We start from the raw sequence: 21,702 nt of genomic DNA, 5'->3' as shown, positions 1-21,702 counted from the left end.
AATTTAACTATTTTTTTAGTTTGAAGATGGAACTTTAGTTTGTCCAAATGAGGGAATAACTGTGTCCAAGTGTAGTGGTTTATGCACTTTATGAAATTAATGAAAACAAAATTTACTTCATAAAACAAACAATTAATAATAGTGAAGAAGAAAAAATTCATGCTGATCAAAAAAAGCAGGAAGTATTTAAAAAAATCTTAAAAAGTAAAAAGGTTAATGTAGTTGTATCGAAATATTTTGGAGCAAATATTTTAAAAATAAAGAAAAAATTTGTTTGTATTTTATCTAATTGCGATAATATTGATACAACTATAGAAAATATAATAACTAATAGTAAATTTGTTAATAATATTTTTTTGTCAGTTATATAAATAAAAAATATGATAATACAGCTATTGTGATTGCAAAATGAAAATACTGATCAGTAAAGTCTGTTTTTATCTCTTTCAATTTATGTAGTACCTTAGATCCTGGTTTACTTGTTGCAATTATAAATAAAAGAACCCCGCCTAAAACTGTATAGAGAGTCTTTAAAAAGCTTGATTGTGAAAAGAATATAGTTTTTTTTATCGGTCTTTGACTTGTTGAAATAAACATGTTCTCTAATATTTCAAATATATTCTGAGAAAAAATACCAGTTAATAAAGATAGCAGAGCTAATATAATAAGACTCAAATGTATAGAAAAAGGGAATTTTTGTTTCGTGAATTCATTAGTTTGGTTTTTGATTTGCTTATCTGGTAAAAAGATTCTAGATAATTTTATAAAAGATGCGACAGTACCAACTCCGGCAATATTCAATATTGTATAATTGATACTTGGTTTTAAATAATAAGTTAATAGTGTTTTACTAAAAAATCCATTAAATGGAGGTATTGCCATAATCGATAAAGCTCCAATTAAAAAGCAAATCATAGTAATTGGAAATCTTTCTCCTTTTTGACGAAGAACTGAATTAACTCCTCTAATTTGATAAACATCTCTAGATTTAGCAGCATCAGTTGCTGTTCCAATAGATAAGAATAATAGACCTTTGAAAATAGCGTGGCTAATTGTATGAAATAAAGAAGCAATCAATAAAATAGCACCATTTTTTGTATCAATTCCTACATTTAAGGCCACTGCCCATGCTGTTACAATATAACCAATTTGACTTATAGAATGATAAGCTAAGAGTTTTTTTGCATCTGATTGGGACAGAGCAAACAGTACTCCAATTAGTGCAGTAGCAGAGCCTATATATGCTAAAGGTATAGTTAAGTTTTTTAGCATTGGTGAAAGAGAAAAAACTCTAACCAATACAAAAAGTGGAATTTTTATAAGTATACCAGATAAAAGAGCAGAAACAGCGTGTGGTGCTTTAGAGTGTGCACCAACTAACCAATTTGAAAGTGGCATAATAGCCACACGCAAAAGAATTGGAACTATTATCAATAAAAGACAAATTAATGATATATTTAACTCTTTACTAGAAAGGTTCAATAATGCTTTTGTGATTCCTTGATAAGATAAACTTCCAGTCAAACGATATAATCCAAAAGTTCCTAGTAGAAAAAATCCCATTGATGATGAAGAATACATCATATAGTTGAAAGCTGCAAAAACAGCACTTTTTTCTTGTTTACTAGCGATTAATACATATGCTATTAGGCCCATTATTTCTAAACATACAAATAGATTAAAAATATCAGAGGTCATACTAATGGCAGCAATTGTCGCACTCTGTATTAATATCAGGGCGGTGAAATATGAATGAGAGGGACCTACTGTTCTTGAATAAATCCATGCTATAACTGTTAATAAATTGGTTAAAACAATCATTACAAGAGATAGTGAATCAAATTTATATACGATACCAATTGTCGGAGTGTAAGAACCAATAACAACAATTAAACTACCTTGATTAATAATATATGGATACAATAAAAGAACAAATATAACAGGTATTAAAAGGCCAATTAAAATTCCAAAATATTCGCTAAATCGTCGAGCTTTAACTGGTAAAAAGCTTTTTGATGTCAAAACAATACTTGCTGCTAGAAGTGGTAAAAAGATTGGGCTTAATAATAAACTATTTGGATTCATTTTCTATTCTTTCTTTTATAATTGTTATATCTAATGATCCTGTTGTTTTATAGAGTCTTACTGCCATTGCAAGAGAAAGAGAAGTTACGCACACACCAATAACTATAGCAGTAAGCATAAGTGCTTGAGGTAATGGATCAACTATATTTTTTTCGTTTCCAACTAAAATAGGAGCTTGATCCCCAATCCTACTTGCTTCTAAAATAAATAATAATACTATGGAAGAATTTAACAAATTAAATCCAATAATTTTTTTTATTATATTTTTCACCCAGATTAGTCCAATAAAACCTATTATAAAAATTAGAAAAATTAGTGCTCTCTCAATCATCATGTTGGCCTCCCATCATAGCTATAATCATAACCGCTAAGCTAGTTCCTACTTTAATTCCAATAAGTATATTTAAAACAATAATAATTCCAGCAGAAAGAAAGGAGTTATATATATCAATACTGCTAAAAAAACCATCGGGGAAAAATACTACATATGTTGTTATTAAAATCAGTGATATAAAAGAGATTGCTTCAAATCTTTCTAATACATGTGAATTTGTAATTTTTGTTTTTACATTAGTTCCAAGTACTAAAAAAACAATTGCAGATGCAAATATAACACCTCCTTGGAATCCTCCTCCAGGAGATATATGGCCAAATAACATTACATATAATCCGAATAGCAAAATTATAGGCCCAAGTTTTGATGCAACGACTTCTACTAGATTAGTTCTAAGAGCATTTTTTACCCGTTTTTCAGGGACTAAAGTAGATTGAGTTTTTACACTTTCTAATTCGTATTTATGCAAGTTTAAAAGTATAGACATAGTTCCCGTGATGGCAACAAATAAAACTAAAGTTTCACCTAAAGTATCCATAAGACGATATCCTAAATATATTGAACTTACTGTATTTGAGGCCCCTGTTTCATTAAGTGCATTAACAAATAGGTAATCTCGAGTAAAAGTTGGCCAACTTGCATCACACATTATTAAAGGAAAAATTGCTAGTGTAATTATTATAATCGTTAGAATTACTTTAAAAATTTTTGCTTTCCTCACTACTTTTCCCCATCTTTTCTTTTAGTATGCCTTATTGCCCAAACATAAATAATTGTAGATACTCCTGCACCAACAGCTGCTTCTGTTATAGCTACATCTGGAGCTTTTAAAAAGGTAAAAAGCAGTGCACTAAGAATACTTATAGCAGATAAAGCTATAATTGAATGTAATAAATCTTTAGCGATTAGTGAAAAAATGGATAAGCAAAGTATCAAGCTAAGTAATAGTATGTTCATAAGCTCTTATCCTCTTTTTGCATTGATCTTCTTTGATCTTCAGCCTCTTCTGATTCCCATATAAATTTACTTACAATAGAGCTACCAGTCGGTGCAGAAATTAAAAAGAAAATTATTAGAATTACTATACGAGATGTTATTGCTATAGAAGGTGATAAGATTAATAAAGCTATAAGATATGAAAAAACAGTCGTAGTACCACAAAGAGATCCTGCATGTAAACGACTATAAGGCTCTTTGAAACGGAAGAGTCCAATCATTCCCACAATACCAAAAGCTGATCCTATTAAAAAGAAAATAAGTGCCACTATTTCTTTTATCATCATAACTCATCCTTTGTCTTCTTAAGGAATCTTGTAATAGCCAAAAATCCTAAAAATCCGAAAATATCATATACAAGAGCTACATCAAGGTATAATACATTTTTGGTTGTTACTCCCCATAGTATTAGTAAAGCTAATGCTATTGCTGATAACACATTCATTGCTACTAATCTATCACTAGCTGTCGGACCAAGGAGTAAACGTATGATAGTTATAGTTGCACATACAATTAAAAAATATTTCATTCCCGATAGAATAAAGTTTGTCACTTCCAAGTCCTTTGTAATGATTTTTCAATATTACTTTTTATTTTTTCTCCTGCAGCTTTGTTGTGTATTGTACTACAGAGAAGCCAATGTACAATTAAATGGTCATCATTTAAATCTAGAGTTAGTGTTCCTGGAGTAAATGTAATTGAGTTTGATAATATAGTTCTTGCAATATCTGATTTAAGTCTAGTTCTAAAGTGGACAATACGAGGATTCGTATTGCCTGTAAAAACAGCTTTAGCAACTTGAAAACTTGATTTATATAAATTTATTATCATCAAAGCTAAAAAAATAATTAGATAAAATGGATTTGGTAGAATAAATTTTAAACTTGCTTGATGCTTTGGTAAAAAGATATGGTATGTAAGACCTGCTGTTAATAAAGAAGCAAATAGTCCAAAAATAAGGGTGAAAGTTTCAGTAGTGGTAGTGAATAGAATCCATATAAAAAAAAGAAAAATGGTTGTTAATATAAATCTTATAATTGCCCAGATTCTTCCATAATTCATTTATTGTTCCTCTTGTTTTATTAAGTTCAAGAAACTTTCAGCATCAGGAACATTAAAAAGCTCTTCTCTAAAAGATTCATGACTTAATATTCGAGCTAATCTACTTAATATTCTTAAATGGTAACTACTACTTTTTTGTGGGCCAACAAGTAAAAATATAAGTTTAACATTTTTTTTATCAAGTGCTTGTAAATTGATTTCAGGTTTAAGACGCATAACGGCTATCAATGATTTTTTCATTAATGGACATCTAGCATGTGTTATTGCACATTTATTACCTAGGCAAGTTGTATGAAAACCGTCTTTAACAACCTTGTCCATTAATTCTTTTGATGCGATATTAGGCATGCTTTTGTTAAGTTGATTTGTTAAAATTTTGATTATTTCATCGATTGAGTTTATTGGTTTATCAAGCAAAATACATGATTTATCGATTAATGAATAAATTCCATTCATACTATTATACCTCTTCTCCTTCTTCAATTAACCCAACTGCCCAGTCTACAGGTAGAGTGAACATAATTCCGGCACCTTCATTTTCTAGACCACCAACTATTTCATCAACTAGTTCTTTAGCTCTTTTTACAACCTCATCGCTGTATACAACTGAAAAAATTGTTTTATTGTAGGGTTTATTTCCTTTCATGAAATCTTTGAATTTAGCAAATAAAGGTACTTCATAGCTTAAAAATCTACCCATACCTTCAGAATCAAGTATAGTCGAACCAGTAATGCCAGCTTCTATATAAGCTTCCATTACTTCTTCTAATAGCTCTTCGTCATTTAATACAAATACTAACAGTTTCATACTTAATTCCTATAATTTATAGCTTAAACTATAATTAATAGTACCATACCCCATTTTAGCGGTCAATTGTTACTATTCTAATTCTTATTGAGACTGAAAGTAATTTGTAATAATACCACAACAAAAAAGTCAAAAAAAGTCTATAAATTCTCTGTTATTATTATAAGTAACAACACCAAAACCAAAGAAGAAAACTCATAGGAAGATTATATAATAACTCAGTTTTAATGTGTGGGTTCAAACGTTTTATTTGAGTTTACCAATTAAATCCTTTTTTCTTTCTATCTGACTTATACAAAAAGATAAAACATCTTTTTTTTACGGAACTTATTAGGATCAATTCCATTTAACTCTAACATGTTTTCTAATTAATCTATTTTGTGATTACCCCATTAATGTTCTATTTGTAATTTAAGATTCTCTTTTATTAAATCATCACTATCAACAATTTTCTTTGCCATATACTCACTCTTCCATTAAAGCTTTTGAATCTCCAATAGTATATAAATTCAGTTTACATAATATGTTATTCCTAAATAAATATATATTAACTGTTAAAGTTATATTTAAAATCATAACATACAAAAAGTTTTATAAAAAAGCAGAATATGCTTTATCGTTATTTGATTGTGATAATTGGTGCAAAAATAAGAAATTACACAAAGCTTTGGGCTTTTACAGCCCAAAGGAATCTAGAAAATTGTCTTTAATAAGAATATACAATCCACCATATATCTTTTAGCAAATTATAATGATAGATTTTTTTCTAAAGCTTTTAATTTCATATAAATTAAAATTGGGAAATCTTTTTATCTTTATCAGAAAGAGTATCTAGTAGTTCAGCAATTTCAACCAACTTAATAAACTCTGAACGATATCCATTTTCATCAGCACCTTTAGAAGCCTTAGCTTGGGCAATTACATGTTCCCAAGAGGAATTTCCTTTAAAAGGACTATCACGAAGTAACATTCCAAACTCTACAACAGCTGAAGCAAAAGTGAAATCTAAATCACTCTCACCCTGATTGTTATATAACTCTTCTTCATCCATCATTACAGATAAAAGTTGACTCTGCTCATCGCCATCTACAGGCTTTTTGTAACGGAGATTAAAGGAGAGAATATCTTCAGAAGGAATAATAGAACTCTCCTGAAATACTAGAGGGTCTGATTGTGATGTAACTTCATTATCTTTAGAGTCTGCAAGTACTAATTCATAGAAAGCTGTGACGCTCTGTCCGGATCCCATTTCACCAGCATCTTTAGTATCATCATTAAAATCTTCTCTATTAAGTAAGCGATTTTCATACCCTATGAGTCTATAGGATGAAACCTTTTTAGGATTAAATTCTATCTGCACTTTAACATCCTTAGCAACTGCAAAAAGATTGCCCCAAATTTCTTTTCCTAAAACTTTTTTTCCCTCAAGAAGATTATCGATATAAGCATAATTACCATTTCCAATATTAGAAAGACTCTCCATCCTTGAATCCTTATAGTTACCCATACCAAGTCCAAGAATAGTAAGATAAATATTTTTTTCACGTTTCTCTTCTATTAATCTCTCTAATGCACCAGTAGAAGTAACCCCTACGTTAAAATCTCCATCAGTACAAAGGATTACCCTATTATTACCACCCTTTATATAATTATCCTCAGCAATTTTATATGCGAGTTCTATCCCAGCACTGCCGGCTGTAGATCCACCAGCTTTAAGGTCTGTAAAAGCGCGAATGATTGTTGTTTTATCTGTTCCTGGAGTAGCTTCTAGAATTACTCCTGCTGATCCTGCATAGGCTACTATAGATATCGTATCTTGTGGTCTTAGCTGATCAACAAGTACGTTCATACTCTTCTGCAAAAGTGGTAATTTATTATCATTATGCATTGATCCAGAAGTATCTACAAGAAATACTAAATTAGATGCAGGTAAATCCTCTGTTTTTATTTCCTTAGCTTGTATTGCTACCCTAAGCAATTGGTGCTTAACATTCCAAGGTGCTACTTCCATATCAAGTTGGAATCCAACAGAATCTTCACCTTCAGGTTGTGGATAATCATATGAAAAATACTGAAGAAATTCTTCAATTCTAACTGCATCTACTGGTGGAAGTTCTTCACTTTGCAAGAGAAAACGTCTTACATTAGTATAACTTGCTGTATCAACATCAATAGAAAATGTGGAAACAGGATTCTCTAAAACACTTTTAAAGGTATTTTCATTAATTCTATCATATTCCTCAGTATTCATTTCACCTGCTGATGTAGGTACAACAAGTCCTAAATTTACCGATTTTGCCATCATTGGAGTTGCTTTTAGAGCCATTACATCTGGCATCGGCTTCGATAATGGAGCATCCATTTCTAGCTTTTCATTATTTACAAGATCTACTGTCTCTTCCACATTTTCAGTCATTGATAATCCTTCAGACTCAGCACTTGCACTAGTACAACTAATTAGAATATATATATTAATCAAAATAAATAACATCATTAAATAGTATCGTTTTTGTTTCATGAGAAAACCTCCATATACTAAGAAGAACTATTAGAAGTCAAAATAGTTTCACACTTTAAGTATTTTTCAAATAAAAACACTTGCAAACATATATATACTTTCTCGTATTTACTGTCCTGCATTATACTTATACCATTAAAAGTTTAATGATAAATTAACAAAACTCATAGTACTCACAGTTAACTTAAAAATAACACTATTATTTTACATATCTAAAACATTAATTATTAAGTCCGACTCTGTTGCTTCATATTCTCTATTGTCCATCATGGCTTTACTATCAAATGTTGTGGATTGCGCTTGTATATTTTAAATCAATTTAATCTTAAATACCATTATTTTAATGCTTGATAACTATTTGGTACTAAATCTGGATATCCCTTTATATCATAACTAAGGAAGAATAATATTTTTTTCTATTTAAAGAAAAAATAAAAACAGAAAAGTCTTTTATAATAGCTACACTACTATTTACTGTTTACCTCATTATTAATTTTTTATAGCTGTAATTGGAACAACATAAACACCATCCTCTCTTAAATAAGCAGCATTTGATAAACCACAAACTTAGCATAATACTTTAGGAGGTTTTAATCCTTTTTTGATAATCTTCTTTTGTATTTTTAATAATGAATTTGCTGCATTGGTACACAAAACCTAATACAATTACACGCTAAAATGCTATAGGGTGTATAAAATTAATAAATTAAAAGAGTTAAAATACATAAAATAATAATAGTTTAACATTATTTTGATATGATATGTAATAATTAGATTCTTTAATTTTTCTCTTTTATTAATTTCACAAGTAATTTGGTATTATAATCGTCTGAAGTTAAGAATTGATAAACAAATCAACCATTTCTTTCCAATCTACACTTAAACAAACCTATATATACAACACACATTTATTCTCAAGTATTGAGAACAGTTCCTTATGCCCTTTTACATTCAATTAATTTTAAAAGACAATTAAATCACAATCAAACAGCTTTAAAGAAGGTTTATAAAAATAAAAAGAGTGAAAATAAATCTATATTAGAGTAAGATATTAGGAGTAGCGACGAAAACAAAACCTGAAACCAAAAAGTTAAAACATCATAGTCTTCTCAGAAGTAAGAAAAGCAGCTATTTTAATTTATACGGATTCAGGTAGACTTATAGTTTAAAGCTAATTGACTTGTTACTACTAAATTAGGTATTTCTTTTAATAAAATCTATCATATCACTTGCTGATGGAGGACATCCTTTTAATGATTCTCCTAGATGTCTAGTGCAAATACCAACCCCAATTAGAGACTTATCTTTAATGTCTTTATATCCTTGACCAATACAAATTTTTTTAGATAAATGTAACTTATTTACTTCATCTAATCTTTTTAATGCATGGATTAAATTTCCGTAACATGCGGAACAGGCTTTATTAGGTAAAGCATTTTTTGAAAGAGCGTTTACAATACCTGTGGGTTTACTAAGATTATCGAACCCTGGTTTATTGAGATATGATATTTTAGCTTTATTTAAATCTGTTGACCCAACCCCAAATTGTTCAGCAATTTCTATATATTCTATATCTGAAGGTTTAAAACCTAATAATGAAGCAGCAAATGTATCGCACAATACACTGTCTCTAGCTATAAACATACGGTCAGTTTTAATAGGAGTCCCACCTTCTTCAAAATCTAAATCACCATTCATTGAATCTACAATTACTAAATCTGCAGCTCTTATAACGTTTAATGTTGCTATTGGTTTGTTTAAACCAATAGAATGAAATAGTCTTTTCGAAGAGTCAGACAAACATCCTTTCATATTTTTTAGTGCACAAGTCATCAGAGTCTGACAATGTCCTTTTAAAACAGGGATAGATATTAAGAAATCTAAGTCTAATATTTCTTTGCTGATTTCCATTGTAATCCCATGTGATGTTTTCTTTATATACTTATCATCTTTTACGTCAAATAATGGAACATTATATTTTTCACTAATTTCATAATATCCATTAACTTTAAAACCTCTCTTTGTTGAATCACCAACCCAAGCTGACTCGATTATTTTGATATTTGAGTATCCCAATTCTTGTAAGTATTCAATTATTGTAATTACAATTGCTGAGTGAGTTGTTGGAGAGCGTCCTTCGGTAGACAATTGCGGTAAATTATTTTCCACTATAGTGTTTGACTATGATTAATAACAACAACACCCATACTTTAATGACTTTTAAGCTAAATAATAAGCCAGAACTTTTACAACCTGACTTTTTTCATAACATAATGATTGTGATTTATCTCTTCTTCTTGCCTCTAAGAATGTAAGGTTCTTCTCTTTCTAGATTAGGAGTTGCTGAGTGAATATTATCAAGGTGTTTTTTTGTTTTACTAAGTTCCACATTAGATGGCAATAATTTATCCCAATCTTCATCACTTTTAGCAGTACTGCATTTGAAAGTATATGGGTAATGTAAAGAAAAGGATCTATGTTTAACGATTTACATGATTCTACTATAGAATAATAGAAGGCTGAAGAGTTTGCTCCCATTACTGTATTACTGAAAAGAAAGGCCTTTCTACCCAAAACAAAGCTAGAAATTTTTCGTTCGGCCAAATTATTCGAGCTTGAAGCAAATGAGTAATCCATAAATTTTATAAGAGTTTTCCAACGTTTAATAGGATAATTTACTGCTTTTTTCATCATTGGACTAAGGATTAGACTTTCCTTTTTATCCACTAGCCATGAATGAAGGGCTTCGAATCTTGGTTCCAGTTCGTCTTCCCTTACTTTTATATATTTTTCTTCAGTATATTCTCCAGCTTTATACTCTTCTCTCAGTTCTTTTTCTTTTTTAAATATATCATTGTAAAGATCAACAAGCTCTTTAGCTAGTTTGTTTTTTGAACTAGCTCTTAAAACATTTTTAGCTGATCTTCTTGAGTGAATCTTATCTGAGTTCTCGAATAAAATTCATGGTCGTAGGAAAATAAAAGATTTACAAAATTCAATTTACAAAAAGAAGCCTAGATCAGCTGGAGCTATAACCTGTGCTGGAATATTAGCATTAATAATGAAAGTTTATGCTTATGAAAAAAGTACTAGAGATCTGTATAATAATGGTTCTTTAACAGAAGAACAATTCATTAAAGAAAGAAAAGATAAAACAGGACCAGTTCTAGAAGAATTACTTAATTATGCTAAAAAAAGAAAAGCAAAGCATTATACAGAAAAGAAATTAGAAAAAGCTCTAAATTATTTAATAAATCAGCATAAAAATATTATTAATTATTTAGATTACAGCGCTCTAACTCCAGATAATAATTTCCAAGAAAGACAATTTAGGAGTACTATTATTAGAACTCGTAATAATAGCTTATTTGCTTCAAATGAAAATGGAGCAAAAGCTTGGGCAATAAATACAACAATTGCACAAAGTGCAATCTTAAACAATATTAATCCAACTAGATACTTTAAGTATATTTTAGATGAAATTGGATCAAATCTAGATACTCCTGCTAATAAAATGGATTACGAAAAATTACTACCCTGGAAAGTTGATTACAAAACGGTAGAAGAATCTTGGTCTAGATAAAAAAATAAATGATAATTAATTAATCAAAAATTATCACATGTAAAAATGTGATAATTCTCTATCTTCATTAGCTTTGCCTTTTTTTAGTGGGAGGTATGATGCTTACTTTATTAATAGCTTTCTTATCATTTGATAATTTAACAATCTTATTAGATGAATTTGTTTTTGCTTGCTTATATGATTTATGAGTCTTTTTCTTATATTGATAAACATGATTCACATCATATTTTTCAAGCCAATCATAAATACAACTTTTATTTTGTCCAAATTTATTTAACCCAAAAATTCTTAATGAGGTATTAGGATCTTCTTTATATATTTCTAAAAACTACTAATAAATTTCTGCTTAAATTCTGTTGAATAACCCATAGATATTTCTCCTGTAACTTCAATTACAAGAATTATATCTTTATCATCTCACTTTTTATACTAAGTACGAAAATACGCATACAGAATACTCTCAGACTGGGGCTTACTTATATAGAATCCCCCATAGAGCGAGTAAGATTTAATAAGCAGAATAAAATCGTCATCAACTTTTGAGCACAACCCGGTGATAAAATACCAACCGTTGACGATAGGCGGGTAGGCATCTTGAGTAGAGAAGGGAATCAAGTTTAGCTTGCCTAACAACAATGCGAGTAAAAAGATAGTGCACAGGATGCAGTGACCCATTTACGAAACTGATACCTTTTATGAAAGAAGATGGCTAGGATTTATTTTCATTATTTGGTTATATTTAACTCTCGATTTTATCACACAAGGGAAACTCGAAGGGTGCCGATGAAGCAAACCTTGCCACGTGCCGTGCCGCCGTGGGAGGTGAAGCCAATGTACCGGGACCGCCTACGCATCCTCCGGGACATGCCATTCCTTCCACAAGATCCGGACAGGTACTACCTTTGTCGATATGTTTCAGCATCTCAAGACAATCGGAGAGGGTGTCTGCTTTTTCGAAGCTGATGTCCGTTATACCGAACTTCTCTTCTGCTGTCCTGATGATCGCATTGCCGACTCCCGAAGCATTCGCATATCCGCGCCCGAGCATGCTCGCGTCCTGAATGGCAGGACTCTCCCCGATTGTCGAGAGATCAATCTCGAAGGCAACGAAGAGCGCCGCAAGCTCCTCGAAGGTCAGGACATGATCCACATATCCCGACACTTCGGTGGTGAGTGCCTCATACTTCTTGGCAATGCATGGTCCGATAAAGATAACCTTCGCAGCCACATCGGATTCCTTGATCTTCTTCGCCGTCTCCACCATCGGTGTATAGCTGTCGGCGATATTTTCCGCCAGATCCGGATAGGAATTTCGTGCGGTCAAGACCCACGAAGGGCAACAGGAAGTTCCAAGAAATTTTCCCTGTTTGGTTGTGTATTTTTCGGCGAGTAGGATTGTGTCGCAATCCGCGCCATAGGCGACTTCCATCACCCGGTCGAATCCCAGACGCTGGATGCCGGCAAATATCATTTCCGGTGTCACCTTGTTGCCGAACTGCCCGGTGAATGATGGTGCCACGATCGCATGCAGCTTCGGGGAAGCTGTCTCCCGTTTCCGTTCCATGAGGGAGAAGGTCACCTGAACAATCTCCGATTTGTCGGAAATGGCGGCGAAGGGGCAGGATACTGTGCATAGTCCGCAGCTTACGCAAATATCCTGATGGATACGGGCATACCCTTCCTCATCCGAATCGATGGCATCCACACCGCACGCCTCGGCGCAGGGACGTACTCTCCTGGTAATGGCGGCATAGGGGCATACTTGGACACATTTCATGCATTTTATGCACTTCTCCTGGTCTATGAGTGCTTTTCCCTCAGGGAATGAAATGGCGTTTCTCGGGCATACGATCGAACATGGATGTGCCATGCACGACTGGCATCCGTCGGTGACGATAACCTGATCCTCGGGACATTTCTCGCATGCGGCGCGGATGACGTTGACCAGGGGAGTCTCGATGATCTTTTCACTGGTGAAGGCCTTTTCGATTCCGCTGGAGACCGGAATATGCTCCCGTTCCTCCACAAGCGGCAGGCCGAAGGCCAACCTGAGACGTTGCTTCACGATGGAAAGTTCCCGGTATGAACAGCAACGGTACATCGGGTTTCCCATTTCGATGATACTGAATGGGAGGGACTCTATTTCCGAGGGTTTCTTTCCGTCAAGTATGAATCGTACTGTCTCCATGAGCAACCGCCTACGGAGATCGGTCACAGGAGTATAGATTCCCCGCATCCGTTCAAATACCCGTTTTACGCCGATCTCACTCATGGCTTTGCCTCCCGCTTCTTCTCTATTCGGGTATGCACATCGTCCATGATCGCTTCCAGTTTCGCCTCGAGAATATAATCGCCATCGATTTTCACAACAGGAGATCTCCTCGAGTGATCGCAGACTTTATTGGGACAGGACATCTCGTCGATGATGCAATGTTCCTGGATATCCTTCTCGGCGCGTAAAGCTTCCACAAGCTGGGAAGCTCCTCGGAACGCGCAGTTGGTACCGGTACAGACGGATACATGGATGCTGTCCCCATTCTTTTGAGAATTGTTCATACAGGACCTCCCGATTATTTCTCGCCTTCCAGTATATGGGAGATATCCATCGGAATAAAGGCTTTTGGTTAAACCTGTTCGAAGTGGGCAGAATGGAGGATTTTTCCGATCGAGTAGGAGGGTTTCTCACGAAACCGTCCTCTCACACCACCACTGCATACCGTTCGGTACAGGGCGGTTTATCAAACATAACGCTCGATGTTGAAGTAGTACCAATCTTCTTTTAATAATTCAAGGCCTTCTTCTTCATCTGCCATTCTTTTTGCTAAGAAGTCAAAGTATATGATGCTTTTATCTTTTTCTTTGGCTTCTTCGTGTTTTTCAACATATAATCTTAACCCATCAACTAATTTTAGTCTTTCTTGTAGAATTTTATTTGTTAACACATTATTTATTGCCCCAGACATTTTCCAGTAACTTCTTGAGCTGTAATAATATTCCTTTAATTTCCATTCTTCAACTTCTAAAAGTCTTAATTGATGTTTTCGATTTTTACTAGTCTTCCAAATTTTATAGGCATACTGTCTTACTCTTCTTCGTGTCCATTCCATTATATATCTAAGCTTATTTTTTATAGAACTTCTAGCATAATAGTTTATCCAGCCTCTAAGTGAACTATTCAATTCAGTAATTACTCTTTCTAATGAAACACCTCTGTTTCTTTTAGTAATTTCTCTTATTCTAGCTTTTAACTTATCAAGGCTTTTCTCTCTTGGAACACATCGTCCGAGTTTCAATACTCCATCATCTATTTTCTTTCCTCTTGTTTGAAATACAAATCCAAGAATTTTAGCTCCTTCTGCTCTACCGGCTTTAGTCTTCTCTTTGTTTACTGTCAATTGTAATTTCTTTTCTAAGAACTTAATTGCATTATCTCTAATTCTTAGAGATGACATCTTTGACTTCGCAAAAAGCTGAATGTCGTCGGCATAACGAATAAACTTAACTCCTCTTTTTTCCATTTCTTTATCAAAAGGTGTTAGATAGATATTTGATAATATTGGACTTATTACTCCACCTTGTGGAGTACCTACATTTGTTTCAACTTTAAACCCATTATCCATGACACCAGATTTCAGAGAACTAAATATTAATCTTCTAATATCCTTATCTTCTAATGTTTCATCTACTAATCCCATTAGCTTATCATGATTAACGGTATCGAAAAACTTAGACAAATCCATGTCTACTACATACTTATAGCCTTCAGCTATATATATTTGTGCTTGTCTTACAGCATCTTCTGCACTTCTATTTGGCCTATAACCATAACTAAAAGCAGAAAATGTTGGCTCAAACAATGGCGTAATTACTTGTACTACTAATTGTTGTACAAATCTATCTAGTACTGTTGGTATTCCAAGCATTCTAGTTTTGCCATTATCTTTTGGTATTTCTACCCTTTTAACAGCACTAAATTTGTACTTACGTGATATTATCCTACTTTTGATATCTTTGATATTTGAATCTAGGTATGTGTCTAATTCACATACATTCATTCCATCAATTCCAGCAGCTCCACCATTCTTTTTAACTTTGATAAAAGCAGCTTTTAGATTCTCATTGGAGAGTAGTTTTTCACACAACTCAGTATTTGGTAATTGCGGATTATCTTTCCTCATCATTTCTTTCCTTTTTCTATTCTAGCACTCTCGTTTTGTCGTTTTGGTTTTCTCCACGACTCCCTTTACATGCCAATAGTAAGACTTTTCATATTTTGAAAAGAATTCGATATTCAGGCCTTCACAATTCTCCAAAATTGCTACTATGCCATCTGCTGACTTCTGTAATACATGTTCACACATTACTGTATGAATTGTTGTTATCATTGGTAATATTTAGGCCTCTCCAACGTATTACAGACCTCCCCAGTTAAGAACAACATCTTTCATTTCATGTGGACTCAAGATTTACCTATTATGCTCTTGGCTGGACTTCATCACTTTTTGAAAACTCATCCTCATAATCGGCCTTATATCTTGTTTCTGTTCGTAGCCCCGAAACTTTGCCTTAGGCTTCCTTCACACAGCACCTCACGATACTGCACTTGCCATCAACTAGTGGTTATTTCATTTTCTTTAATGAAATCGCCAAACCCACAGGTCGAGTAGAATTCATCAGCCATTTATCTCCGGTATAAATGCAACTGATGAAGACCCTCACAGAACCGCACGTGCGCTATTAACGCATACGGCTCTTCATTTTAACCTTTTAGAAACTTACCATATTTGAACATAGATTCTTGGAATAGCAATTGGGTTAAATTTCACTATTTGCTGGAATTTCTCCCAGTTCATTTTGTGCTTTTGCCCTCTTCTTTGAAGAGTCCTAAGTAATCGCTTAACACAAAAGCATCGAAATTTACTCATAGCTTTGCTATTTCCATTTACTCCATAGTATCGATAATGTCCTATAAGCTTTCTATTGAGTTTATTAATTATCTCAATAACTGGTATATGCATTTGTGATTCTATCCATAGTTTTACTTCTTGTCTTTTAGCTTTTAATTTCTTTGGGCTGGTAATTATGGCTACTTTGTAATAACCATTTCTTGTTTTACCATTGATAAATTTAAAACCAAGAAATTCAAATGTTTCTTTTGATTTAGAATTTCTTCCAAATGGAATTATTCTAGTTTTCTCAGTTGCAACTTCCAATTCAAATTTAGCTAATCGCTTTGGTAATACAGCATAGAACTTCTTTGCATCTTCTTCATATTCAAAAGTTGCAAGAAAATCATCAGCATACCTAAATATGAAAGCTTTGCCTTTCATCCTAGGTCTTACTACCTTTTCAAACCATAAATCTAAAACATAATGTAAATACACATTTGCTAATACTGGAGATAAGTTACCACCTTGTATTGCACCTTTATCAGTTTCAAAGAACTTTCCTTCTTCCATTACTCCTGCTATCAAAAATCTCTTTATATATCTAAGAAAATTCTTATCGTTGATGTCATTTTCTAAAAATTTCATTAACCAATCATGAGATAGATTATCAAAGAAGCCTTTAATATCAGCTTCAACAATCCAGTTAATATTATTTCTCATAATATTATGATTAATATCTCTAATAACATCATGACAGCTTTTATTTGGTCGAAAGCCATATGAAGTAGATAAAAATCTAGGTTCATATACATTAGTTAATACATCTGCCATAACTTTTTGTACTAGTTTATCTTCATAGGATACTATTCCTAAAGGTCTAAGTTTTCCATTAAGTTTTGGAATGTATTTCCTCTTTGTAGGTTTAGGATGATATTTAAAGCTTTTCATACGATTACATAAATCTTTTAAATTTTCAAATAGATTGTCATTGTATTCATCTTTAGTAATATTATCTATTCCTACTGCTTTGTTCTTCATTTGTTGTAAATGGGCTTCATAAAGATTCCTTTCACTAACATAATGCATTAAGGTTTGTAACTTCTCATCCAAATGCTTTAAGGATGTTTCCCTAATTCTATTTGCTTCATTTTCCATCATATTATTATTAGCCTCCAGTACTAATGATGTTTCAACGCCTAGAAACGTTTAAAATGTCTCCCCCTTCGCTCCGCTTACTTTCATAAGTTTCATCACTACTATGAGTAAATCCGACTTCTTTCCTTCCATAAAGAATATTTTAGTTTTCACACCTCAATACTCTCTTAGCAAATATTTACAAAAGGTTAAGACCTCCCAGGTACACTATATATACCTTATGTGCTCGCCATGCCTTACAATCCCGAGGGAATCTCCAAAACCTCGCATTAACGGTTTCTTCTTGTTGTCTGCTGCCAGTCCAAAAGCATCGACTTCCCTTTGTCTGTGTAACGGGACTAAAACAGCTTCAGTTACCTTACGGCTCTCACACTCCTTTACCTACGCTTAAATCTAATATTTCTATTTCGACTCCAAGGCTAAGTTCCAGTGATTTGCTAAATCTTACTGGAGTTGGTATTTCACCAACTTATATATATAGCGCCGAACTGGCGCACTGGACTTTCACCACCTAGATGTTGCCCATGCTGGGCAAACAAAGAAACATCCGATTGGCGGCACCCATGCCGGCAATCGGATGTCCTGCTTCTACTCTCTCAGCTCTTTCGACATCCGCTGATACTCCTCGCGGGTAATCTTGCCTTCTGCGTAGCGGCTACGAAGGATTTCCAAGACATCGGCGGAACTGTCAGAGCCACTTCGGCGCGACCGTACGAGAGCGACTAGGACAACTGCAATGACAACTAGGATCACGATAATCGCGATCCAGCTCCACCAATTGCCTGACCAGCCCATCATGCTACCGGGACCATAGCCCCATCCATAGTTGGATGAGGTGGGGTTGTAACGCGCGTTACGGCTCCAACCTCCCATCATTCCCTGTCCCATAAAGCCGTATCCGCCCATGCCGGGTCCCCACGTGTCGAGCTTCCCGTCGTTCTGGAGGTAGTTGTAGGCAATCCAACGGTGGGTCGATGCTAGTTGCTCGGATCCTTCTCCTCCCATCATCTCATCCATCCATTCGTGTCGCTCTTCATCGGCGATCATGAGATCCATGACCGCATCACCCAGTTCCTCAAGTAGAGCCGGACGTATCAGGTCGGGATCGATGAGCGTGATACTTGTCACGCCTTGCACCTGTTTGATTTCGTTGAGGATCACGTCGGCAGTTCTGCCGTGTCCTTCTTCTTCCTGCGCCCAGAGTGTTGTTCCCACGATCAGGAACATGATACTCAAGGTTATTACGAATATTTTCTTCAATTTGTTGTCTCCTTCTACGAAAGATTTCTCTTCATCGAGTCGAACTCTTCCCAGGTGATATCACGTGGGGCATATCTCTTCTTGATCATCTCAAATACAATTTCCAAATTGGCAAGATCCTCTTCAACGAAGGTCTTTCTTCATCTTCTCAAACAGCTCGCGATCGATCTCACCATCGGCATATCTGTTTTTAAGTAGCGCGATTGCCTCCAAACTGCTAGAATTAGACCTGTTCCGATGTGAGAGATGCACCGCAAGAAGCACGACGACCGTCACCCCAATGAGCAACAATCCGATCATCATCCCCCGGGACCACCAGTCGGACCCGAACCAACCGCATCCGCCGACATTGCCAAGACCGTAATATAAGCCGTGCATACCATTCCTCCATCATCAATTCGAGATGTCTTCTCTCATGCTGAGGTATTCCTCCCGTGAGAGGGTCCCTTGTGCATATCGCTTACTGAGCGCTTCGAGCGCCTCATCGGTTCCTTTACGGAAGGAATCATCTTTTCTACCGAACATATCCGTTCTGAACAACAGATACATTATCAAGAGGGTCCCAAGGATTCCAAATATCATCATTTTTAACCTCCCACACCCCCGAGGGGGTGTGTAGTCAATGTAAAGCAATGCCGCGTATCTGCAAAGAGTTCCCTTGAATTCTTTACCTGATCTTCACCGTTGCCCGTCCCAGCGGCAAGGTTGAGCGAGATCAGGAAAGGATCAGCCCGCTTGCTTCGGTACTTTTAGCAACCGGGCGTTGATTGCAACCACCACCGTGGACAAGGTCATCAGGACGGCACCCACCTCCGGTTGCAGGATGAACCCGGTGAAGTGCAGAACTCCCGCGGCAAGAGGAATGGCAAACACATTGTATGCAGTAGCCCACACCAGGTTCTGGATCATCTTGCGATAGGTGGCTTTTCCGAACCTGATGAGCGTCACGATATCCTGTGGATTTGAATCCACCAACACGATATCGGCGGTGGACGCCGCCACATCGGTTCCCGACCCGATGGCAATCCCGACATCGGCTTGCGCCAGGGCAGGAGAATCATTCACGCCGTCTCCTGTCATCGCCACGAATGAGCCCTTCTTCTGCAGTTCCTTGATCTTCTGTTGCTTCTCATCGGGCAACACCTCGGCAAAGTAGCCATTCATGCCCAATTCCTCGGAAACGGCACGGGCGGTCGCTTCGTTGTCTCCAGTAAGCATCCAGCAGGCTATGCCCATTGATTGCAGCGTCTTGATGGCGCCATGGGACTCTGGACGCACCGTATCACTGAGGGTGATAGAGCCAATCAATCGCGTTTCCATCAGGATAAAAACACGGGTTACAGCCTGTTCGTCCTTGGCAGAAGGGATGTCGATGCCAAGTTGACGTGCATGGGAGGGGCTGGTAACCAGAATTGCCGAACCATCTACTTTCCCGCCGATACCCTTTCCCTTGATTGCCGATACTTCGTCCACAGAGGACAATTCAAAGCCTTGGGCGGTTGCGTGTCCAACGATGCTCTTCCCGATAGGATGCTCCGAGTGTACTTCAACAGACGCTGCCAATCGCAACACATCCTTTTTCGAATAGGTTCCCGTGTCGGTCGATGTCACATCGGTCACCGTGAAAGTACCCTTTGTGAGCGTGCCTGTCTTATCGAACACAATGGTATCGATCTTTCGCGCCTGCTCAAATGCCGTCCGATTGCGGATGAGCAATCCGTGTTGTGCGGACTTGGCCGTAGAGACGGAGACCACAAGCGGAATGGCCAATCCAAGTGCGTGGGGGCAGGTGATGATCATAACGGTGGCCATTCGTGTGATGGCGAACTGCAGGTCGTAGCCGACCAGCAGCCAGCTGACCAAGGTGGCAATTCCAATGGTGATTGCTGCTATGGTCAGGTAACGGGCTGCCCGGTCGCTCAACTTCTGTGTCTTCGATTTGACTTGTTGTGCCTCGCGGACCATGGTAATTATCTTCGACAGATATGCATGCTCCCCGACTCCATCAACCTTGATGGTGATGCTGGAATCACCATTGATCGACCCGCCAATGAGCCTGTCTCCCTTCTCGCGTCGGACCGGACGCGATTCCCCTGTGAGCATTGATTCATCGACATACCCGGCACCTTCGTGGATCCGGCCGTCGGCGGGAATTTTCTCCCCAGGTTTTACTATAAGGAGATCGCCATTCTCAACAAGACTGAGTGGTATGTCCTTGATTGTTTCCCCTTCTTTCCTGTGGGCTTCCGATGGCATGAGGCGGGCCAGTTTTTCCAATGCCGCCGATGCGCCTACGACGCTGGTCATTTCTATCCAGTGTCCCGCAAGCATGATGGCGATCAAGGTTGCAAGTTCCCAGTAGAAGGGCATCCCTGGAAGACCGAAGGTAACAGCAGTACTATATCCGTAGGCTACTGTGATAGCCATGCCTATTAGTGTCATCATCCCCGGAGATTTTTCCTTCAACTCCTTCACCAAACCGGAAAGGAAAGGCCAACCTCCTACGAAATACAGAATCGTAGCCAAAAGGAATACGACATAGTCTGCCCTCGGGAACGTCCATCCAAAACCAGTGAGGTCCTTGATCAACGGCGTAAGCGCAAGGATGGGTAACGTGAGTAACAAGCTGAAATAGAACCTGTTGCGAAAGTCCTTTATCATCATTCGATGGTGGTCCGCATGGTTGCTATGGTCCGCATGGTTGCTATGGTCCGCATGGTTGCTATGGTCCGCATGGTTGCTATGGTCCGCATGGTTGCCATGGTCCGAATGATTGCCATGACCATGATAGTGTTCTGTAAGTTCTTTTGGATCGCTCATTGGATCCTCCTTATAATGGTTTTCCTGTATGGAAACCAGGATGTTTGACAATCGTCGTGGGAAAAAGGGTGAGATCAGGATCTGTTGTACTTCTTGATGATGTCCCCCGTCGGATCCTTTTCTGCGGATTTCCTGTTGAGCGAACAACAGTCCAACCGTTGGTCCCCAAAGTTACGATCATTGGCTTCCGCC

General features: G+C 36.2%; 22 protein-coding genes and 1 pseudogene (1 of these 23 running past the window's edge). 2 read left to right on the top strand and 21 right to left on the bottom strand.

The window, feature by feature from the left end; genetic code table 11:
- Positions 1–74: 74 nt before the first annotated feature.
- Positions 75–371 carry a hypothetical protein gene (locus ACZ5SO_RS00285; protein WP_464625965.1) on the top strand — a complete coding sequence of 99 codons (297 nt, stop codon included), beginning with the start codon at positions 75–77 and terminating at the stop codon, positions 369–371.
- Here the strand turns inward: ACZ5SO_RS00285 and ACZ5SO_RS00280 are convergent.
- The 12 genes and pseudogenes from ACZ5SO_RS00280 to ACZ5SO_RS00225 form a co-directional block, all read right to left on the bottom strand.
- Complete coding sequence (locus tag ACZ5SO_RS00280; protein ID WP_464625964.1) at positions 364–2,085, bottom strand: complex I subunit 5 family protein; 1,722 nt, start codon at positions 2,083–2,085, stop codon at positions 364–366. The two genes, ACZ5SO_RS00285 and ACZ5SO_RS00280, sit on opposite strands and share 8 nt — an antisense overlap.
- Positions 2,072–2,419 carry a sodium:proton antiporter gene (locus tag ACZ5SO_RS00275; RefSeq protein ID WP_464625963.1) on the bottom strand — a complete coding sequence of 116 codons (348 nt, stop codon included), beginning with the start codon at positions 2,417–2,419 and terminating at the stop codon, positions 2,072–2,074. Before ACZ5SO_RS00275 ends, ACZ5SO_RS00280 begins: the two co-directional genes overlap by 14 nt.
- Positions 2,409–3,140 (bottom strand): MnhB domain-containing protein, encoded by a 732-nt coding sequence (locus tag ACZ5SO_RS00270; RefSeq protein WP_464625960.1) that lies wholly within the window; start codon positions 3,138–3,140, stop codon positions 2,409–2,411. Before ACZ5SO_RS00270 ends, ACZ5SO_RS00275 begins: the two co-directional genes overlap by 11 nt.
- Complete coding sequence (locus tag ACZ5SO_RS00265; RefSeq protein ID WP_464625959.1) at positions 3,140–3,376, bottom strand: Na(+)/H(+) antiporter subunit B; 237 nt, start codon at positions 3,374–3,376, stop codon at positions 3,140–3,142. The genes ACZ5SO_RS00270 and ACZ5SO_RS00265 overlap by 1 nt, the downstream gene beginning before the upstream one ends.
- Positions 3,373–3,702, bottom strand: coding sequence for a cation:proton antiporter (locus ACZ5SO_RS00260; protein ID WP_464625958.1), 330 nt, complete (start codon positions 3,700–3,702; stop codon positions 3,373–3,375). Before ACZ5SO_RS00260 ends, ACZ5SO_RS00265 begins: the two co-directional genes overlap by 4 nt.
- Positions 3,699–3,968, bottom strand: a complete 270-nt coding sequence (locus tag ACZ5SO_RS00255) for an MrpF/PhaF family protein (protein ID WP_464625957.1) — start codon at positions 3,966–3,968, stop codon at positions 3,699–3,701. Before ACZ5SO_RS00255 ends, ACZ5SO_RS00260 begins: the two co-directional genes overlap by 4 nt.
- Positions 3,965–4,477, bottom strand: coding sequence for a Na+/H+ antiporter subunit E (locus ACZ5SO_RS00250; RefSeq protein ID WP_464625955.1), 513 nt, complete (start codon positions 4,475–4,477; stop codon positions 3,965–3,967). The genes ACZ5SO_RS00255 and ACZ5SO_RS00250 overlap by 4 nt, the downstream gene beginning before the upstream one ends.
- On the bottom strand, positions 4,478–4,933 hold the full coding sequence (locus ACZ5SO_RS00245; RefSeq protein WP_464625954.1) for a PTS sugar transporter subunit IIA: 456 nt from the start codon (positions 4,931–4,933) through the stop codon (positions 4,478–4,480).
- A gap of 4 nt (positions 4,934–4,937) precedes the next feature.
- On the bottom strand, positions 4,938–5,285 hold the full coding sequence (locus tag ACZ5SO_RS00240) for a P-II family nitrogen regulator (RefSeq protein ID WP_464625953.1): 348 nt from the start codon (positions 5,283–5,285) through the stop codon (positions 4,938–4,940).
- A 790-nt stretch (positions 5,286–6,075) separates the two neighbouring features.
- Positions 6,076–7,803 (bottom strand): vWA domain-containing protein, encoded by a 1,728-nt coding sequence (locus tag ACZ5SO_RS00235; protein WP_464625952.1) that lies wholly within the window; start codon positions 7,801–7,803, stop codon positions 6,076–6,078.
- Positions 7,804–8,997: 1,194 nt separating this feature from the next.
- A complete protein-coding gene (locus ACZ5SO_RS00230) occupies positions 8,998–9,972 on the bottom strand; it encodes a DUF362 domain-containing protein (RefSeq protein ID WP_464625951.1) in 975 nt (324 codons plus the stop codon).
- 369 nt (positions 9,973–10,341) lie between these two features.
- Positions 10,342–10,740 (bottom strand): annotated as a pseudogene (locus tag ACZ5SO_RS00225) (IS66 family transposase); the annotation flags it as partial.
- Here ACZ5SO_RS00225 and ACZ5SO_RS00220 point away from each other — a divergent pair.
- Complete coding sequence (locus ACZ5SO_RS00220; RefSeq protein WP_464627855.1) at positions 10,739–11,386, top strand: IS66 family transposase; 648 nt, start codon at positions 10,739–10,741, stop codon at positions 11,384–11,386. The pseudogene ACZ5SO_RS00225 and the gene ACZ5SO_RS00220 overlap by 2 nt on opposite strands.
- Before the next feature lie 739 nt (positions 11,387–12,125).
- On the opposite strand, the gene ACZ5SO_RS00215 is transcribed toward ACZ5SO_RS00220, so the two are convergent.
- From ACZ5SO_RS00215 to ACZ5SO_RS00175, 9 genes are all read right to left on the bottom strand, one after another.
- Complete coding sequence (locus ACZ5SO_RS00215) at positions 12,126–13,658, bottom strand: monomeric [FeFe] hydrogenase (RefSeq protein ID WP_464625949.1); 1,533 nt, start codon at positions 13,656–13,658, stop codon at positions 12,126–12,128.
- Entirely contained in the window at positions 13,655–13,942 is a 288-nt protein-coding gene (locus tag ACZ5SO_RS00210; RefSeq protein ID WP_198890167.1) for an NAD(P)H-dependent oxidoreductase subunit E, read from the bottom strand. The genes ACZ5SO_RS00215 and ACZ5SO_RS00210 overlap by 4 nt, the downstream gene beginning before the upstream one ends.
- Before the next feature lie 182 nt (positions 13,943–14,124).
- The gene (ltrA, locus tag ACZ5SO_RS00205; protein ID WP_464625948.1) at positions 14,125–15,564 is read right to left on the bottom strand and encodes a group II intron reverse transcriptase/maturase; all 1,440 of its coding nucleotides are present in this window, start codon (positions 15,562–15,564) and stop codon (positions 14,125–14,127) included.
- A 597-nt stretch (positions 15,565–16,161) separates the two neighbouring features.
- Positions 16,162–17,433 carry a group II intron reverse transcriptase/maturase gene (gene ltrA / locus ACZ5SO_RS00200; protein ID WP_464624523.1) on the bottom strand — a complete coding sequence of 424 codons (1,272 nt, stop codon included), beginning with the start codon at positions 17,431–17,433 and terminating at the stop codon, positions 16,162–16,164.
- 585 nt (positions 17,434–18,018) lie between these two features.
- On the bottom strand, positions 18,019–18,690 hold the full coding sequence (locus ACZ5SO_RS00195; protein WP_464625947.1) for a hypothetical protein: 672 nt from the start codon (positions 18,688–18,690) through the stop codon (positions 18,019–18,021).
- Positions 18,691–18,813: 123 nt separating this feature from the next.
- Positions 18,814–19,068: an SHOCT domain-containing protein gene (locus ACZ5SO_RS00190; RefSeq protein WP_464625945.1), complete on the bottom strand. Its 255-nt coding sequence runs from the start codon at positions 19,066–19,068 to the stop codon at positions 18,814–18,816.
- Between the two features lie 15 nt (positions 19,069–19,083).
- Positions 19,084–19,275 carry an SHOCT domain-containing protein gene (locus ACZ5SO_RS00185; RefSeq protein WP_198890165.1) on the bottom strand — a complete coding sequence of 64 codons (192 nt, stop codon included), beginning with the start codon at positions 19,273–19,275 and terminating at the stop codon, positions 19,084–19,086.
- A 141-nt stretch (positions 19,276–19,416) separates the two neighbouring features.
- Positions 19,417–21,510, bottom strand: a complete 2,094-nt coding sequence (locus ACZ5SO_RS00180; protein ID WP_464625944.1) for a copper-translocating P-type ATPase — start codon at positions 21,508–21,510, stop codon at positions 19,417–19,419.
- Positions 21,511–21,584: 74 nt separating this feature from the next.
- Positions 21,585–21,702, bottom strand: the 3' portion of a protein-coding gene (locus tag ACZ5SO_RS00175) for an LDCC motif putative metal-binding protein (protein WP_198892297.1). The gene runs 53 nt beyond the window's last position; the window shows 118 of its 171 coding nt (coding positions 54–171); its start codon lies beyond the right edge, outside the window — the gene reads right to left on this strand; the stop codon is at positions 21,585–21,587.

This window comes from Pleomorphochaeta naphthae (assembly GCF_055396005.1).
This window is presented reverse-complemented; position numbering and strand designations above follow the sequence as displayed.